Consider the following 17,244-nt stretch of genomic DNA (forward strand, 5'->3'; position numbering starts at 1 on the left):
GCACCGCCCAACTCAATCCTGATCCCCTCCGCCTCCGGTACCAACTCATCAATAGCATCCGCAATCGCATCAAAATCATTAGCTGCCTTCTCCAAAATCCGCTGCATATCCCCCATATCATCAACCAAGGCCCGCCGCGACGCCGCCTCCGCATCACCCGCCTCACCAACAAACACCTCATCATTCACAAACCCGCCCAACCCCTCGGCAACCTCCGCATACCGGCGCGCCGTCGTCTTCAAATCCGCACTCGCCTCCCGCAACGGCCCACTCCGCCACGTCGCAATCTCCGCCACCGTCGCCACGACCCAGACTCCTTCATCTCAAGCCAACCGGTGAGAACCCACAACCGGCGAGCACCATTAAATCACCCCGAGACTACCCAACCATAACCCACAACACAACCCCCAGCACACAGCCACCCCAGCCACGACCGAACACCCCAGCACACCAGACAACGCCAAGCACCACACACCCGCACACAGCCACTCCAAACAACCTGGGCAAGCTCCTCGCCACCCAAGCACACTGACACCGGCACAACCGCGCCAACACCCACCCGGGCAAACTCATCCCAGCGCAAACACCCCACCCGCCCGCCGGGCACACCACCCCCAATGCCAAGAAGTGTCGGGATTTTCAAGAAACTCCGCCTATTTCACGACACTTCTTGAAAAACCCGACACTTCTCGCTGGCTCACCCACACTTCTCGCTGGCTCACCGACACTTCTTACAAGCTCACCCACGCGTTGCCGCCGCCCACCCCGCACGATCCGGGACTCCTGCCACTCCCCGCGCTAAGGAGTCCCGCAGCCGCCAGTGTGGCATCCCGCTGCCGCCAGGGCACCGCTAAGAGTGAGCCGACTAGCTCAGCACGGATGTAAAACTCACGCCGGAGCTCGCAAGGCCATGACCGGCGGGAGCCTCTCCCGGCTCACCATCCACCTGCACAACCCTGTTGTGCTCATCCACGAACACCACATGCGGCTGGTAGCTATGTGCGCTGGCGTCGTCGAGCAACGAGTAGGAGATCACGATGGCAACATCTCCCTCATGGATCAGATGCGCCGCTGCACCGTTCACGGTAATCTCACCGCTGCCGCGCTCACCGGGAATAACGTAGGTTGTCAGCCGTGCTCCGTTTGTTACGTCGACGACGTCGACCTCCTGCCCGGGAAGAATATCGGAGGCATCAAGCAGGTCGGCGTCGATGGTTATCGAGCCGACGTAGTTCAAGTCCGCTCCAGTGACGGTAACCCGGTGAATTTTTCCGGTCATCATGCGCCGCAGACGGACCGGAGAATTGGCAGATTCAGTCATGAAACTCGACCTCCATATTGTCGATCAGGCGGGTGCTACCCACCCAGGCAGCGGTTGCGAGTAATCCGCGTGATGCAGCCGCTTCTCCATCAATTTCCTCAAAAGTATCGGGATCCACGAGCGTTATGTAATCGATGCGCACGCCAGGTGCGGCTTCCAAATAGTCGCGAGCAGTCCGCAGTGTCACCGTCGGCGACGCGCCGTGCAGGGCGGCGTCACGCCCCAGCACTAGCGCCTGATTCAACGCCAGCGCCTCAATGCGCTGCGTCTCAGAAAGATAGGAGTTACGCGAAGAGAGCGCCAAGCCCGACTCCTCCCGCTGAATAGGCACCGCCCGAATCTCAAGCGGCATGTCGAGATCGGCCACCATGGTGCGCACCAAGGCCAGCTGCTGCGCGTCCTTCTGACCGAAGAAGGCCACCTGTGGCTGTACCAAATTGAACACCTTGTGGACAACCTGCAGAACCCCGGCGAAATGCGTTGGGCGCGTCTTACCCTCCAGCACCTCAGCCATGGGCCCTGGGTTGATACGCACCAGAGGCTCGCGCGGGTACATATCGTCCACACCCGGCGCAAACACCACCGCGACGCCCAGTGACTCCAGCAGTGCCAGGTCGGCATCCAGATCGCGCGGGTACGCTTCGTAATCCTCGCCCGGCCCGAACTGCAGCGGGTTGACGAAAATCGATACGACGACGTTCGACGCCGTCTCTCGCGCAGCGCGAACCAACGACAGGTGACCCTCGTGCAGGGCTCCCATCGTCATCACAAGAGCGACATCACCATCCAGCTGGGCGAGCGCGGCGTGAAGTTCATCTTTAGTACGCGTCAGAACTGCCACGCTTCAAGCGTACCGGTCGGTTAACTCGCCGGACGAGTTCGTGAGGGATCACTCGTACGTGGTCTACATCTCGCCGTATCGGGCAAACGCCTAGGACTAAAACGGACCACTTCTCCAAGGCTGTGCCACTAACTGGATGCCACGCTCGGCATCTCTCCGGTAGCTCCGGCAGCGGCCCTTTCAATCGCCTCGACCTGCTCGGGGCGCAAAAGGCGGCGTGCACCCGCTCGCTGCGCCGTCGCCGTCGCAAGCGCCTGATAGACCGGCGGAATATCCGCGAAATCACCAGTTGCCGCAAGCACACGAAAGGCCTCGGCGTGCTCCGCTACCGTTCCAACATCGCCGCGTACCACCGGACCGGTGAGCAGCGATTCACCTGAACGCAAAGCGCCGTCCAACGAGGCTTCAACGAGAGGGCGAAGATACTCGCCCGGGTTGTCGATGCCGACGGCCGCAAGCGCCCGCATTGCCTGCGCAACCAGCGTGACCAGATGATTCGCCCCGTGCGCTATTGCCGCGTGATAAAGGCCCCGATCCTCTTCCGCAACGGCAAAAGGAACCCCGCCCATCTCAGTGACTAACGCCTGCGCCACGGGCAGCAAAGTTGCCGGTCCGGTGACCGCGAAGGGGCAACCATTGAGGCGGTTGAGGTCAAGGGATGTGCCCGTGAAAGTCATAGCCGGGTGAATTGCCAGCGCCAAAGCTCCCGCTGCCCGAACAGGCTCCAACACCGAAGTACCATATCTGCCGACGACGTGGATCGCGAGGTGCCCGGGCCGGAACGCGCCGAGTTTGGCAAGACCTGCAACCAGCGGGGCAAGTTCGTCGTCGGGAACTGCAAAAAGCACGACGTCGGACACAGCAGTGATCTCCTGCGCCGAGAGAGCGGGAACCTGTGGAAGCATGGCGTCTAGGCGATCACGGCTGGCATCCGAGGATGCGTAGGCGCCCGTGATGGTGTGCCCGGTACCACGCAGCGCGGCGCCAAGCGCCACACCTACCTTACCGGCGGAAATAATGCCGATACGCAGCCGCCCGGCGCGCGAGGCCGCCTGGGATCGCGAATCAGTTGACATACACTCAGCTTAGTCCCGGTTCCACTCTGACCCGACCATTGCGGGCTTGCCCCGGCCAGCCATCGCTAGTTCTACTCTGACCCACCCATCGCGGCTCCACCCCGAATCCCCGCTCAGCCCCGCCGTGCGTTCTGAACAGTCATCCCTCCGGGACAGTCGTCTCTATCATAGCCGGGGCGCCAAGCTGTTGGGCTCACCGAGTCGATCATCTGCAGCATCGCCATCGCCAGTATTGGCTTGCGCGGAGCCTTCACCGTCGACTACACCAACGCGTATCCGCCACTGCTCCAAGCTCTCCCCGTCGGATATCGTTCGCCGATCAATTGTGCGCCGGTTCTCCTCCCACAAAAGGCGCTGTGCGTCGGCTAGGTCCATATGCCGCTGCGTCATTTCTCCCGGCACCTGTACGTAACAGAATCGCAATCCGGCCAATCCGAGCCAGCGGCTGAAAGGCCCGCGGACCAACGCCAAGGATTGGCAGTGTTCGTGCAGGATGATTTGCACTTGACGCCGCCACCGCCCGCGCCGCAGCACCGCAGCGGTGGAAGTAACCGCTATCGCCTCCGCCTGCCATCCAAGGGGGTTGAACCAGCGCGCGTTCCTGCCGGCGAGCATATAGTGTTCCGAATCTCCTGCGCCGTCGAGACTCTCAGCGAGGAACCGTTCAGCATCCTCCACTCCCAGGTCGGGAACGAAGCACCAGAGCATGCGCAGGACATCCTGCCGGGTCCCCGCGGGGATAGTCCATCCCCGCCGCCACGTGTCCACATCCAGCGCAGAACGTGCCACCACCACCTGTAGGCGCCACCAGTCAAAACGACGCCACAGTAATGGCTGAGATAGAATCACGGCATGGACCCGCCCCGGCAGGAGGGTACGTGCTTTCCGGGAGCCGAATCCGGCCCGCACTTGCACTCCGGCAGGAGCAAGGCGCACCTCACAGCCCCACTTTCTCGCCACGTTGCCTAACCCGTTCCATAAGGCGGTCGCCAGAATAACAAGCAGGGGGACAATTGCCGTCACGGAGAAGGCATCTGCCAACCAGAGTGAAAAAAGGACCGATAGCACGCCCACCACCGCAGATCCCGACAGCAGCGATGTCACAACCAATCGCCCGGTCGGTAACCGGTAGGTGATGCGCTCGGAGGTATCGTCCAGTTCCACGCTCTCCGGAATTCGTATGGTTTCTCCGGCCCGTGCCTGGGCGCTGACATGCAGAATCGTCGCGCGTAGCGCTTCACAATCGGCGCGCCGCAGCAAACCGAGCTCGATCGTCTCCGCGCCCGCACTTGCGACCAGTACGCTTCCCTGCCCGATCAACCGGGCGAAGAAGCGCTGCGTAACGTCCACTGTTTGTACACGATCCCAGCGCATGTGCAGGTGTCGCTTAATCAACACGCCACGGCGCAAGTGAATGCCATCTTCAACCAGTGCGAACCTCGTGAAATGCCAGATGACTGCGCCGCATACCGCTGTTACCGCACCGACGGCGGCAAGGATCCCAACCGCACGCCAAATCCAGACGGTGCCGAGGTGAATCAGCCAGTCCCACACATCCGCATAGACGCTGTCGCCTTCCAGGAAGCCCTTGAAAATGGCGAACAGGGCAACAACTACAAATCCCCACAATTTGGCCACGGAGCTGAGCGGAGTCGCGTACGAAAATGACCGCCAGGCATCGGCCGGTACCGCCTGTGCCGCAGGGTTATCACCCCGATCAGCAGCGCGGCCTCGACCGGCGCCCATTGCCGGATTCGGATCTCCGATCCGATTCTCGCCCGGCACGGCATTGTCTCCAGAGTTCACAGTCCCTCCATCCGGGACGATCCGAGCCCGGTGAGCTTCTCACGCAACCGTTGCGCTTCGGCGACCGTCACCCCGGGGATTTGCCCATTCGAGGCCACCGACGCGGTCGTCAACTGCACCTTGGCCAAACCGCGCCGTGCAAGTAGCGGCCCCGCCGTTACGTCCACGTGTTGCATCCGCCCGTAGGGAATGACATCTAGGCGTTGCCACATGACACCGCGGCGGATCACCAGCTCGTTGTCGAGTTCCGCATAACCGATGGCACGCACCTGACGCGGCAACAGGGCACACCGCCATCCCACAACGATCACGAGAAGTGCCGGAAAGACCCATGTCCACGGATAGCTGCCCCACAGAGTCAGGCACAGCGCGACAAGCCCGGCGAGCAGCGGGATCGCGGCAGCAATCCACATTTGGAGGCGGACGGCGATCAAACCAGGGTCAACGGGCCGAAACTCAAGCCCCTCTCCGAGTGGCGTTCTGGTCATGTCTACAGTGTAACGAACGCGCGCCTGCGCTTCCCCAGCCGTCCGTGCCACCGCGCCAGGACACCTCATAAACTACTGCAAGACACCACGTTCCGTCGGCCTGCGGCTGCCGCCATCCCCAAGCGCACACCAAGCCTCCACAACGACGCCAGCTACCACGAGCAGCAGACTCGCCACGGCGGTCCACAGGCTCGCCGTCGCCTGCCAATGCAAATACGCGGATCCGCGATCCTCCATGCACGCCACGGCAAAGGCTCCTGCCGCTCCCGCAAGTAACGCACCGGTCCGGCTGGATGCCTGGGCAAGGGCGGCAACAGGAGCCGACTGAAGTGCGGAGAGCCGACTCCGCCTCCCCGCACGGCCGCGCCGCACCTGCCAGCCAAGGGCAAGCAAGAATACGGCAGCCGCAGCGACAACAACCGGCAGGAGTAACGGCAGCCGCACCAGGGGAACCCCGCCCGCGAACATTGCGATTGCGAGAAGGGCGCCCAGTGCCACGCCGACAACTGCACAGCACACCAGCATCCACCACGTAGTGCGCCGCATTAGCACCTAACCCTCAATCGCGTTCCGCCTTCGGACCGGAAGGGGCCCGCCCAGCGCTGCGAGTGTCCGCCTCATGTGGCGAGGCCGCCTCATGCACCGCGGGCGGTTCGCCACCCGCAGGGCCGCTGGGCCGCTCAGATTCGCCCGGCAAGCTTCCATCACCGGAACCGACGGCTGCGTTGTCCAACTCGGTTGGCCCGGCAAAGCGGTCAGCACCCGCCTCTGCTGCATACAGCCTTTCGATCCGCTCGCGAATAGGCACTCCGCCCAGGGAAGCGTCCGGTTCAATGCGCGCCCAGGGCTCCAACACGAACAGGCGCCATGCCGCCCGCGGATGCGGGAGGAGCAGACGCGGATAGTCGGAATCGATACCGGCAAAATCGATAATGTCAATATCCACCCGGCGAGCGCTCCACCTCCCGTGGCGCACTCGCCCGCACCGCACCTCGATGCGTTGCAACTCATCGAGCAATTGGAGTGGCGACAACGCGGTGTCCAGGGCCAACACCGCGTTGAGATAATCAGGTTGCGGCGCCTGCCCGGGTGCAATCTGTGCCTTTGTCAGCATGAACGGCGAAACGGCGGTCACGTGCACGTCGAGCTCACGGATCAGCGCAATGGCATGGTCAAGCGTGGCCCGCCGCTTTCCGAGGTTCGCGCCGAGGGCGACGACGGCGTGCCGTATTCCGGCATCGTCGTCGAGAAGCGGTCCGCGACGCCGGAGGGTCACCGAGGCGTCGGCAAAAGGAACATCAACCGGCGCTTCCGGTTTGTGGACAGTGACTTCCACTGAGAGCGCGCCGCGCCCCAGGATCCGGTCGGCGATGCGCTGTGCCAGGGTCTCAATAAGAGCGGCGTGCTCGCCGGTAATCACTGCCACCGCGTCGCGCGCCGCATCACCATAGGAGATTGTCGACTCAAGCGCGTCGTGCTGCCAACCTGCACGCACATCAACTTCCATGGCAATATCCACAACGAAACGTTGCGGTGTGGAGTGTTCCTCCGGATACACGCCATGGCATCCCATCGCCGATACACCGCTAATACGAACCGTGTCAGTCATTGGATGCCTCCTTTTGCCGCCCGGCCGCACGCAACCGAGCCTCGGTGAGCACAGCGGCACGTGAGGCCGCCACGTCATGCACTCGTACACCCCACACGCCCAGTTGTGCGAAGTAGCTGGTCAGCGCGGCCGTCGCCGCGTCTCGATCCTCCGGCTCACCACCGTCAGTCACCTCGGCCAGAAATCGCTTCCGTGACACACCGACCAGCACCGGCGCTCCGAGTGCTAGCACCGCTTCCATATGTGCAGCCAGATCCCAATTCTGGTGCGCGACCTTGGCGAAGCCGAAACCGGGATCCAGTATGATCTGCTCGCGCCTGACTCCCGCGGATATGGCACGTTCCATGGCCGCAGCCAGTTCTGCAGCCACCTCTTCTGGCACCGAATCGTACTCGGCCATGCTATCCATGCTCTGTGGCATACCGCGCATATGCTGCATGATGTACGTACACCCGGTAGCCGCGACCGCCGAGAACATACTCGGGTCGCCAGCCCCGCCGGTCACGTCGTTAATGATCGATGCTCCGGCATCAGCCGCCCGCCGAGCCGTATGGGCGTGGTAGGTGTCAACCGATACCACCGTCTCTGTTTGTGCCAGTGCACGCACCACGGCACCGATGCGATCCCATTCTTTCTGGGCCGACAACGGCGTAGCGCCGGGTCGAGTCGATTCTCCACCGATATCGATAATATCCGCGCCCTGCCTGATCAGTTCATATCCCCGTGAAATGGCATCATCGACGTTCATCCATGCTCCACCATCGGAGAAAGAATCCGGGGTCACGTTGAGGATACCCATCACAAGGGTCCGGCCCGGGTATCGAGGAACTCGAGTCACTGCCATATCGCCTCTCGCTTTCGTCCGTCTGGTCGGATGGCATCACCACTACGGCGTCGCCTCATCGCCGAAGCCACCGGCCCGAACACCTTCCGCGCTACTGCGAGTTGATCAGGCTCATGGCCTCCGCACGGGTGGCGGAGTTGCGCATAATGCCACGGACCGCCGAGGTGATGGTCCGTGCCCCCGGTTTGCGAACACCGCGCATTGACATGCACAAGTGCTCCGCTTCGACGACGACGATGACGCCACGTGCTCCTAGTTTACGCACAAGTGCGTCTGCAACTTGGGACGTCAGACGTTCTTGGACCTGCGGACGCCGCGCATAGCCCTCAACCAGCCGCGCGAGTTTGGACAAACCGGTCACCTTCCCGTCCACACCCGGTATGTATGCCACGTGCGCCACTCCGTGGAAAGGCAGCAGATGGTGCTCGCACAGGGAATAGAGCGGAATATCCTTGACCAGCACCATCTCCTGATGGCCGATGTCGAACTGTGCCTCCAGCACCTCGTCGGGGTCGGAATGCAGTCCGGACAGCATCTCACGCCAGGCACGCGCAATCCGCTCCGGGGTATCCCGCAGACCGTCACGCTCGGGATTTTCCCCGATGGCGAACAAGAGGTCCCGTACCGCGCGACGGACGCGCTCTTCGTCGTATGCGCGCACCGCTCCGGCTGGAGTGTCAGTCATCGCGCACCTCGGTTTCGGCTCCGGCAGCCCCCACCTGCTCGGTAGAAGACGATTCCCACTTCCGCCGCTGCGGCGCCAGCCGCACGGCGGCGAAGATCTCTGTCAACTCGGCCTCCAGCACCGTTTCTTTCTCGAGTAAACGCTGTGCCAAAGTATCCAACACGTCGCGATTCTGCGTGATGATACTGCGCGCCTCCGCATGGGCGTCGTCAATTAGATGCCGCACCTCGACATCTATTTGCCCCGCCAAGGCGTCAGACAGAATTGGTTGGCCTTCGCCCGCTCCCGCAGTAAGGGGATCACCCTCGGAGGTGACGGTACGTACCGGCCCGATACTGGAGGTCATACCGTATTCGGTGACCATGCGGCGTGCCACCGACGTGGCCTTCTGAATATCGTTGGCCGCGCCGGTGGAGGGGTCGCCGAAAATAATCTCCTCGGCCGCACGGCCTCCCAATGCGTAGGTAATCTCATCTAACAGTTGACTACGAGAGTGCGAGTAGCGGTCCTCCTGCGGCATGACCATCGTGTACCCGAGCGCACGACCGCGCGGCAGAATCGTCACCTTGGTCACCGGATCGGTGTGGTGCAGAGCGGCGGCAGCAAGCGCATGCCCAGCTTCGTGGTAGGCTGTCATACGTTTTTCTTCGGCATTCATCACCCGCGAGCTGCGCTGCGGCCCGGCGAGCACCCGGTCGATTGCCTCATCCACATCGTCTTCAGTGATTCGCTCGTGTGAATTACGCGCCGCCAGTAAAGCTGCTTCATTCAGGATATTCTCCAAGTCGGCGCCGGTGAATCCAGGGGTGCGGCGGGCAACTGCCGCCAGATCGATATCGGCCTCCAGGGGCTTGCCCCGAGCATGTACCGCAAGAATCGCACTCCGCCCGTTGAGATCGGGGGAGTCCACGGCGATCTGCCGATCAAAACGCCCGGGGCGCAGCAGCGCAGGGTCAAGCACATCGGGCCGGTTCGTCGCCGCGATCAAAATGACATTCGCACGCTCGTCGAAACCGTCCAGTTCTACCAACAGTTGGTTGAGAGTCTGCTCGCGTTCATCGTTGCCGCCGCCAATACCGACCCCACGCCCGCGGCCGACGGCGTCGATCTCGTCCACGAAAACGATAGCCGGAGCCTGCTCCTTCGCCTTATTGAACAGCGAGCGAACGCGCGAAGCTCCCACTCCCACAAACATCTCTACAAACTCGGAGGCGGAAATGGTAAAGAAGGGCACGCCTGCTTCTCCGGCAACCGCCCGGGCAAGCAGTGTCTTCCCGGTGCCGGGCGGACCATACAGGAGGACGCCACGTGGGATTTTCGCCCCCAGAGCATGGAAACGCTCCGGCACTCTAAGAAACTCGGTGATCTCCTGTAGTTCGGCGACGGCTTCGTCCTCTCCGGCGACGTCGCCGAAGGTGACGTTTGGCCGATCCCCCTCCGGTGTGCGGCGGTCACGTAAATTGCCGAGCCCTCCCAACCCCGACTGCATTTGCGAGGTGATGAACACGAAGAAGGCGACAATGATGAGCAGTGGCACCGCCATGACGACGATTGACGACCAGATCGAGTCCACCGGCACCACCGAGTTGTAGCCGCGGGTTGGCTTGGCCGTAGCGACTAATTTGGCGATCTGATCCGCCTGCGCATCCACGTATTGGAATGTCACCCGTGTACCGACAGAGTGGGTTTCACCCTTCTCATCCATGGATTTTGTTGGCGCCGTCAGCCAGAGCCGCACCTGCTGGGTGCCGTCGGTTATCTCGGCGCGCGTGATCTTCGCCGTTTCCAGTAGTGCGATCCCTTCGGAGGTGGTAACCGATTTGAAACGACGCGCGTCCGAGGTCACCCACAACGCAACCACAACTGCGACGACGGCGGCCACCACAGTTACGGTGAGAAGACGCAGACGAAGGCGACGTCGTTTCGCCTTGTCATTCTTTCCCTGCTTGCCACCTCCACCATGTTCTAAGGACCGACCCGCCTGAGATTCCGGATCGGCTTCCTCCGGCTTGCTGCCCGCGGGTTGATCGGAGTCAACGACACCCGGGCTCTCTACCGATGTCGGGGCACCCGTTGTAGCCACCGCTGCTACCTTCCCCTCAGCCTCGGTGTGGGCGGTTTCCTGTGTCATTCAGCCTCCGTAGACGTGCGGAGCTAGCGTGCCGACAAAGGGCAGATGCCGATACCGCTCCGCGTAATCGAGGCCGTAGCCGACCACGAACTCGTTAGGTATGTCAAAGCCTACGAAGTCTACCGGCAGATCAACAACCGCCGCATCCGGCTTGCGCAGCAAGGTGGCGATGCGTACCGAGTCGGGCTCCCGCGATTCAAGATTGGATTTCAGCCAGGAAAGCGTGAGGCCCGAATCAATGATGTCCTCGACGATAAGCACATCACGCCCCTGAATGTCCGTGTCTAAATCCTTGAGGATACGCACCACACCGGAGGACTTCGTACCCGAACCGTAGGAGGAAACGGCCATCCAATCCATCGTCACCGGGGTGTGGAGCTTGCGCGCCAAGTCTGCCATTGTCATAACAGCGCCCCGCAGCACGCCTACAAGAAGAACCTCCTTTCCCTGATAATAGTCGTCGATTTGCGCGGCGACGGCGTCGAGTCGCTCGTCGATTTCCTGGGCGGTCAATAGCACCTTGGCGAGGTCTTCGCCCATATCCCGTGCGTCCATATGAACCCTCTAACGTCCCTTCACACGTCCTGCCGATGGCCTGTCCACCGGGTCAACACCTTCCAAGCCTACGCCGTCGAAGCAGATCCGCCCGTCTCTTTGCACAGCACGGACACCACCGGGCAGATCAATTCCGCGTCCACCACCGGCACCCATCACCAGATCATCCAGGTGGGCAAGGTGCCATGTGGAGAGCTCTCCGGCGCGGGCCCCTGCAGCCAGCGCTGCCAGGCGAAGCACGCGTGTACGGATTGCCACCGGCAGGGTCCGTAGGTATGTGATGGCGAGCTGCCCGCCCATTCCTGTGCTCTCGCGCTGCGCCCACACGTCGAGCGCGGTACCGTCGTCGCGCAACTGTCTCGCCGTCCGTCCAAGCGCACCCACAACCCCCGGACCGAGGGCTCGCGAAAGCTCTGGAAGCACCCGGTGGCGGATTGCGCTGCGCCGTAGCACCGTGCCATCGGCAGCCCGCCAATTCGAATCAAGGTCGTTCGTCGGATCATCTACCCAGTCAATATCTGCTGATCGCAATCCGTCCCGCAGATCCTCACGCTGGAGTTCCAGGAGTGGACGGAGGGCGATCACATCTTCTGCCCCCGGCAGCGCTCCGACCACCGGCATCCCCCATATCGAACGTGCCCCCGCGCCGCGTGCCAGGCCGAGCAGCACAGTCTCCGCCTGATCGTCGGCCGTATGACCGAGAAGCACCACAGCCGGGGCCCCGTCCGTGCCCGCCAACGAACGCGCCGCATCCGCCAAAGCTGTGTAACGGGCGGTGCGCGCCGCTGCTTCCGGACCTCCGGGTCCGGATACGTCTACGGTTCGGACCAGTCCTTGTTCGACGCCGTATTGCACCAACCACTCGGCCACCTGCTCAGCCTCGGCGCGCGAATCAGAACGCAGCCCATGATCCACCGTCAGGCTCACCACCGGAAAGCCATTCCGTGCCGCAACGAAAAGCACAGCCTGGGCGAGTGCCATGGAGTCGGAGCCGCCCGATACAGCTAGTAGTAGTCGGCGGCCGGTCGGCACATCGGCGTCAGACAAGGCCTGCCACACGGCCCTGCGAGCAGCGGCCACCACCGGATGCGGACCACTCATATCAGCTAAGCACCCGGTTGATCCAGGCCTGCGGAGAATCGATCTCGCTGCGGCTGGGAACGTTCAGCGGGTCTTCCCACACCATGTTCAGCCCCTCATGCCCCACCTCGTCGACCACGGCGGCGACGAATGCCACACCATCCGAATACTGGGCGAGCTTCGCGTCCAGTCCAGTGATATGGCGTACGAGTTTCTGCAAAGGGTTTGCTGCGTCGCGACGGCGGCGCAGCGCGGCCATTAGGCGGCGCCTGCCAGGCAGGACGGCATAGGGCACATGGTTCATCACGTATTCGGCATGCCCTTCCAGCAGGCTCATCACTGCGGCGATCTCCGCGCCCACACCCGCATCGAAGTCAATTCGTGCAGCGTTTTCGTAAGTTTCGAGTAGCCGGTGGGCGCGAGAGAGCAAATAGTCCAGCAGCCAGGGCGCGGCGTTGAACTGCACGGCATGGGTCAGTTCATGGATGCACACCCACAGCGCAACATCGCTCTGCTTGAGATCGAAGTCCTTGGCGAACACGTGTAGATTCGGCGCCACCAGCAGGAGCCGTCCCGGTAGGCCGCAGAAGGGATCGTACTGGCCGAGAACCGAGCGGGAAAGCGGAGCCAACCCGGCTGCAAACTCCACCGCCTGTAATCGGGAGGACAACGGGCCCGCCGACTGTTCCAAATATGGTTTGAGCACGGATCGCGCAGACTGTGCCGTTGCAACCGACCAACGCGAACGATCTACTACGTACACGGGAGTGTGTGCTGCAGCGTGCGCGGCTTCACCCAGCCCGGTTACATCTCCGACGATCCTCGGGGCCTTCGTCGCCTGCGAATGCAGTTCCGCCACCAGCGCTTCGCCGTCGCCCGGCTTGATGGCAGGAAGTCGGCCGGAAAGCAACGCCGATACCTGCCCCACAATCCGCGTATTCATTTCTGCCATGGACCTACCGTACCGGTTTCCCGCCCTCGACAACGAGTTCTTCGCTCCGCGCCATACTGCGAGGCAGGGTCATCGAGAGCAAACCCACCGGCGGCCCCGGTCTGACCCTCGCATTCTGCGGCGAAAAAGCTCCCGCCTCACAATCGGGCAACGGATGTCATGAAGTCATCGATGGCGCGTCGCGCCTGCGTCACAGTTCCTTCCTCTACCTGGTCTATCAACACGGAGAATTCGAGCAGTCGCCCATCCGTGGTCAGGAGGAATCCGGATAACGACGCCGCCGTGGTCAGTGTTCCCGTTTTCGCATGGATGCGCGCACCCATATCCTCGCCGCCGTAGCGATCATCGAGTGTTCCGGATAGCCCGCTCACTGGCACCCCGGACGCAATGCTCTCCAGTACGCAACCATCGCACCGGTACACATTGTCCACAATCTCCAGCAGCAATCCGGTTGTGAGTTTGTTCGACGGCGACAGTCCGGAATTGTCTGAAATGACAACGGAATCAAGGCCATAACCGAGTTCGGTCAGCGCCTCGCGTGTCGCCTCAGCCGCACCTTCGAAGCTCCCTTCCTTCCCGCGTTCAAGCGCGACCAGGTGCCCGAGAACGTCCGCAGTCGTGTTGTCGGAATCTGTCAGTGCAAAATCGACGAGCTCCCGTACGGTGGCACTGCGAACCTCCGCCAGCTCATCGGCGTCGTCCGGCGCAGTTTCACGTCCCGATACTGTCACCTCGATCCCTTGCTGTGTCAATGCGTCGGCGAATATCTGCAGTGCTGACAAGTCGGCATCGCGCGTATAGGCTCCCACCTCGTTGCGCGACTGCATCACCGCAATAGGACGCATCTCCATGATGTAACCCGTATCGGAACCCGTGATATCCGGATGGTAAAGCGGGCCGGAGAAAAGCGAGGAGTCCACCGCTAACGTCACACTCGTTACTCCCCGTTCTTTCAGCGCGGCAGAGGTATCGCGCGCCAGGTCTCCCAGCCCGGACCGCCCCTTGACTGCCGCCGAGTCTCCTTCTGCAGCGGCTAGCAACGTGTCACCGCCGCCCACGAGGTAGACGGTGGTGCCGGAGAGTTTCGTCGTCGTCGGCAAAGTTGTATCGGGGCCGAGAGTCTCCAACGCAACGGCGGCGGTCACCAACTTCATATTCGACGCCGGCGTGCGCGCCTGGTCGGCGTTATGCGAAACGATAGTCTCTCCCGTCAGGGCGTCAGACATCTCGACGGAGACAACGCCGGTGACCCGTGGATCTGCCTCGAGCTCGGCAATGGCCTCTTCAATATCACCGGCCGATGGAATTGGAGCGGCGGCGTCGAAAGAGGGCAACACTGGGTTGGACACAACGGTGTTCACACTCGGATACGGCAGGGGATCCGGAACGGTAGCACGCGTTGTGAGCATACCCGGGGTAAGATCGTATGCATCCGCAACAAGGTACCCGGCAACGAGTGCCAGCACGGCAGAGAACGCCACCTGTGTTCGTCGTTTCACAGGCCAAGTCTCGCACAGTAGACCTCGGCCCGTGGTCTCTACGGCGAGTGAGCCAAGGATGTCCCGTCGAAGGAGGAGACGCAAATGCTTGAATTCGATGTCACCATCGAGATCCCGAAAGGCAACCGGAACAAGTACGAACTGGACCACAAGACAGGGCGAATCCGCCTGGATCGCATGCTGTTCACCTCAACGCGCTACCCGGACGATTACGGTTTTATCGACGACACGCTTGGTGAAGACGGCGACCCGTTGGACGCCCTCGTACTGCTGGAAGAGCCGACATTCCCCGGCTGTGTGATCCGCTGCCGCGCACTGGGAATGTTCCGCATGCGCGACGAGCACGGCGGCGATGACAAGGTTCTTTGCGTCCCTTCGGGGGACCAGCGAGCGTCCTGGCGCACGGAGATTGAGGATGTCAGCGAATTCCACCGCCTCGAAATCCAGCACTTCTTCGAGGTCTACAAGGACCTCGAACCGGGTAAGTCGGTGGAAGGCGCCCACTGGGTAGGACGTCTCGAGGCCGAGGCGGAAATCCAACGCTCCTACCAGCGCGCGATTGACCAGCACTATTACGAGCACTGATTCATCGCTTGCGGCGGGCGGCGGGCGGCTTTGCTCGGTGTAGGGCCTTGACTTTCATGGCGCGACAGTGATGCGCACCCTCTGACTGTCGCCGATGCGGTCTAGATGTAGTCTAGCGGTCGCCGACGTAGCCCCATGACCTTCCGTACCACCGACTTCTTCCATCACAGGGCCTCTTCATCTTCCGCAACATACACCCGCTTCGCGGCACGCGTCCCACAGACAGAGCAGTCCCAAATGGCTGAGGGTGCCCCACAGATACGTGGGGCTGTTCGTCCTCTGCGACGACGGCCTTACCGGACCGTCCGGCTGCTCCACGGATATGTGGGACCGTAGCACCCGTTCGGCCAGTCTATTGTTGTTGTTCGTCTTCGCGGGGTGGCCGCCAGTACAGGAGGGGGCGGGAGAACATTTCACGACGGGTGGCTTCCTCGGCCTCACGCCGCTCACGCTCACGGATGCTCTCGGCACCATGGCGACTCAACCACACCGCATCCAAACGCTTGAGCGCTTCCTCCTTGCGGCGTTCCTCTTCCTGCGGATCCGGAACCTCCCGACCACGCATAGCAAAACGCACCTCCGGACTCCACTTCCGCTCCCGCTCATCCTTCTTCCGACCAGCACCACGCACACCCGCACCACGCACACCAAACTGCTGGCCCTGCGCTCCACGAACACCAGCCCCACGGACACCAGTCTGCTGGGCCTGCCCGCCACGCACACCCGTTCCAGCACGACCCGTCCCACGGCCAGATTGCTGTGTCTGCCCGCCCCGGACGCCGCCCGTACCGGCTCCACGGCCAGTCCCAGCACGACCACCAGCAGGCTGTCCACCACGAACACCGGTTCCACGACCAGACTGCTGTACTTGACCGCCGCGAACGCCCGTCCCACGGGCACCTGTTCCGCGGGCACCGGTCTGCTGGGCCTGACCACCACGAACGCCACCCGTGCCACGCATACCGGCCTGTTGTGCTTGGCCGCCACGCACACCACCAGCACCGCGTGCCCCGGTCCCGGTTTCTCTGGTGGCGGTGGCTTGTTGGGGTTGGCCTGATAAGGGGATACGGGTGGGGCGCATGCCCATCTGCTGCGCATTACTCCACCGCACACCAGATGCCGCACCACGAGCCAGCCCAGCCGCACCAGCAGCACCCGCAGCCGCAGCCCCAGCACCACCCGTGGGGTTGTTGTTGTCTTGGAAGGAGAGACGTCCGGCTTCCCGGACCCGGTCCATCAAATCCCCTCCACCCGGACCATACAAGTAGCGTGCCTCCGCCGAATCAGCTCGGATCATCCTGCCTTGTGGAGTACCCACCATGCCTTCGACACGCTCACCCGCATACCACGAAAACATCCACGCCAAACTCCCAGAAACACCCACACCCGCCGCAACCGCACCCACCGACGGAACAACAGACCCACCACCATCCGACACGTCTAGGTCTGGGTCCGTGTCTGTCGGGCGGCCCTCCGCCAACGCCGCCGCATACGACGCACCACCATCAGAGGGCAGGCCCGTCACCGACGAATCCACACCAGACAACGGTGGCGCGTAGGTGACATAGGACCGTGGCTCGGCCTTCTCACTCCTAGGCAGCATACGAATCGCACGATCCACCTCCTCACCCACATAATCCACCATCCGCCCAGCTTTCTCCTCATACCCACTATCCCGAGCCTCATAGGCGGCAGTGACATGACTCATACGTGCGTCAATAACCGGTGTTGTCAACCCCGTCGGATCCGCAGACTGCACCCGATGCATCGCC

At 62.4% G+C, this 17,244-nt stretch carries 15 protein-coding genes and 2 pseudogenes; 1 reads left to right on the forward strand and 16 read right to left on the reverse strand.

The genetic code is table 11. The features are described 5' to 3' along the window. The 15 genes and pseudogenes from EKN07_RS12015 to EKN07_RS12085 form a co-directional block, all read right to left on the reverse strand. A pseudogene (locus EKN07_RS12015) lies at nt 1-305 on the reverse strand (hypothetical protein); the annotation flags it as partial. Nucleotides 306-865: 560 nt separating this feature from the next. Continuing rightward, nucleotides 866-1,321, reverse strand: coding sequence for an aspartate 1-decarboxylase (panD, locus tag EKN07_RS12020; RefSeq protein ID WP_240611252.1), 456 nt, complete (start codon nt 1,319-1,321; stop codon nt 866-868). Then, nucleotides 1,314-2,162: a pantoate--beta-alanine ligase gene (gene panC, locus EKN07_RS12025; RefSeq protein WP_108716212.1), complete on the reverse strand. Its 849-nt coding sequence runs from the start codon at nt 2,160-2,162 to the stop codon at nt 1,314-1,316. The genes panD and panC overlap by 8 nt, the downstream gene beginning before the upstream one ends. Before the next feature lie 128 nt (nt 2,163-2,290). After that, entirely contained in the window at nt 2,291-3,238 is a 948-nt protein-coding gene (locus tag EKN07_RS12030) for a DUF2520 domain-containing protein (RefSeq protein ID WP_126146522.1), read from the reverse strand. 165 nt (nt 3,239-3,403) lie between these two features. Continuing rightward, nucleotides 3,404-5,044 carry a PH domain-containing protein gene (locus tag EKN07_RS12035; protein ID WP_126146523.1) on the reverse strand — a complete coding sequence of 547 codons (1,641 nt, stop codon included), beginning with the start codon at nt 5,042-5,044 and terminating at the stop codon, nt 3,404-3,406. Continuing rightward, a complete protein-coding gene (locus EKN07_RS12040) occupies nt 5,041-5,532 on the reverse strand; it encodes a PH domain-containing protein (protein ID WP_164546677.1) in 492 nt (163 codons plus the stop codon). The genes EKN07_RS12035 and EKN07_RS12040 overlap by 4 nt, the downstream gene beginning before the upstream one ends. A 72-nt stretch (nt 5,533-5,604) precedes the next feature. Beyond that, nucleotides 5,605-6,078 carry a DUF3180 family protein gene (locus EKN07_RS12045; protein ID WP_108716216.1) on the reverse strand — a complete coding sequence of 158 codons (474 nt, stop codon included), beginning with the start codon at nt 6,076-6,078 and terminating at the stop codon, nt 5,605-5,607. Nucleotides 6,079-6,091: 13 nt separating this feature from the next. Beyond that, nucleotides 6,092-7,141: a 2-amino-4-hydroxy-6-hydroxymethyldihydropteridine diphosphokinase gene (gene folK, locus EKN07_RS12050; protein WP_108716217.1), complete on the reverse strand. Its 1,050-nt coding sequence runs from the start codon at nt 7,139-7,141 to the stop codon at nt 6,092-6,094. Next, nucleotides 7,134-7,985 carry a dihydropteroate synthase gene (folP, locus tag EKN07_RS12055; protein ID WP_240611253.1) on the reverse strand — a complete coding sequence of 284 codons (852 nt, stop codon included), beginning with the start codon at nt 7,983-7,985 and terminating at the stop codon, nt 7,134-7,136. The genes folK and folP overlap by 8 nt, the downstream gene beginning before the upstream one ends. Before the next feature lie 91 nt (nt 7,986-8,076). After that, nucleotides 8,077-8,670, reverse strand: a complete 594-nt coding sequence (gene folE / locus EKN07_RS12060) for a GTP cyclohydrolase I FolE (RefSeq protein WP_108716219.1) — start codon at nt 8,668-8,670, stop codon at nt 8,077-8,079. Beyond that, nucleotides 8,663-10,801, reverse strand: coding sequence for an ATP-dependent zinc metalloprotease FtsH (gene ftsH, locus EKN07_RS12065; protein WP_126146525.1), 2,139 nt, complete (start codon nt 10,799-10,801; stop codon nt 8,663-8,665). The genes folE and ftsH overlap by 8 nt, the downstream gene beginning before the upstream one ends. Further along, on the reverse strand, nt 10,802-11,356 hold the full coding sequence (gene hpt / locus EKN07_RS12070; protein ID WP_126146526.1) for a hypoxanthine phosphoribosyltransferase: 555 nt from the start codon (nt 11,354-11,356) through the stop codon (nt 10,802-10,804). It lies immediately after the preceding gene. Nucleotides 11,357-11,365: 9 nt separating this feature from the next. Continuing rightward, nucleotides 11,366-12,457, reverse strand: coding sequence for a tRNA lysidine(34) synthetase TilS (tilS, locus tag EKN07_RS12075; RefSeq protein ID WP_108716221.1), 1,092 nt, complete (start codon nt 12,455-12,457; stop codon nt 11,366-11,368). A 1-nt stretch (nt 12,458) separates the two neighbouring features. Further along, the gene (locus tag EKN07_RS12080) at nt 12,459-13,388 is read right to left on the reverse strand and encodes a zinc-dependent metalloprotease (RefSeq protein WP_108716222.1); all 930 of its coding nucleotides are present in this window, start codon (nt 13,386-13,388) and stop codon (nt 12,459-12,461) included. Between the two features lie 137 nt (nt 13,389-13,525). Next, nucleotides 13,526-14,887: a D-alanyl-D-alanine carboxypeptidase gene (locus EKN07_RS12085; protein WP_126146527.1), complete on the reverse strand. Its 1,362-nt coding sequence runs from the start codon at nt 14,885-14,887 to the stop codon at nt 13,526-13,528. Between the two features lie 84 nt (nt 14,888-14,971). Between EKN07_RS12085 and EKN07_RS12090 the strand changes: the two genes are divergently transcribed. Then, the gene (locus EKN07_RS12090) at nt 14,972-15,472 is read left to right on the forward strand and encodes an inorganic diphosphatase (RefSeq protein WP_126146528.1); all 501 of its coding nucleotides are present in this window, start codon (nt 14,972-14,974) and stop codon (nt 15,470-15,472) included. Between the two features lie 352 nt (nt 15,473-15,824). On the opposite strand, the pseudogene EKN07_RS12695 reads toward EKN07_RS12090, so the two are convergent. Then, a pseudogene (locus EKN07_RS12695) lies at nt 15,825-17,244 on the reverse strand (hypothetical protein); the annotation flags it as partial.

The organism is Actinobaculum sp. 352, assembly GCF_003957265.1.
Classification (GTDB): Bacteria; Actinomycetota; Actinomycetes; order Actinomycetales; family Actinomycetaceae; genus Asp313.

Bases quoted from the DNA above. Each gene is read 5' to 3' on its own strand.
- panD (WP_240611252.1), bottom strand. From the start codon at position 1,321: ATGACTGAATCTGCCAATTCTCCGGTCCGTCTGCGGCGCATGATGACC.
- EKN07_RS12030 (WP_126146522.1), bottom strand. From the start codon at position 3,238: ATGTCAACTGATTCGCGATCCCAGGCGGCCTCGCGCGCCGGGCGGCTG.
- EKN07_RS12040 (WP_164546677.1), bottom strand. From the start codon at position 5,532: ATGACCAGAACGCCACTCGGAGAGGGGCTTGAGTTTCGGCCCGTTGAC.
- EKN07_RS12045 (WP_108716216.1), bottom strand. From the start codon at position 6,078: ATGCGGCGCACTACGTGGTGGATGCTGGTGTGCTGTGCAGTTGTCGGC.
- folK (WP_108716217.1), bottom strand. From the start codon at position 7,141: ATGACTGACACGGTTCGTATTAGCGGTGTATCGGCGATGGGATGCCAT.
- folP (WP_240611253.1), bottom strand. From the start codon at position 7,985: ATGGCAGTGACTCGAGTTCCTCGATACCCGGGCCGGACCCTTGTGATG.
- folE (WP_108716219.1), bottom strand. From the start codon at position 8,670: ATGACTGACACTCCAGCCGGAGCGGTGCGCGCATACGACGAAGAGCGC.
- ftsH (WP_126146525.1), bottom strand. From the start codon at position 10,801: ATGACACAGGAAACCGCCCACACCGAGGCTGAGGGGAAGGTAGCAGCG.
- hpt (WP_126146526.1), bottom strand. From the start codon at position 11,356: ATGGACGCACGGGATATGGGCGAAGACCTCGCCAAGGTGCTATTGACC.
- tilS (WP_108716221.1), bottom strand. From the start codon at position 12,457: ATGAGTGGTCCGCATCCGGTGGTGGCCGCTGCTCGCAGGGCCGTGTGG.
- EKN07_RS12080 (WP_108716222.1), bottom strand. From the start codon at position 13,388: ATGGCAGAAATGAATACGCGGATTGTGGGGCAGGTATCGGCGTTGCTT.
- EKN07_RS12090 (WP_126146528.1), top strand. From the start codon at position 14,972: ATGCTTGAATTCGATGTCACCATCGAGATCCCGAAAGGCAACCGGAAC.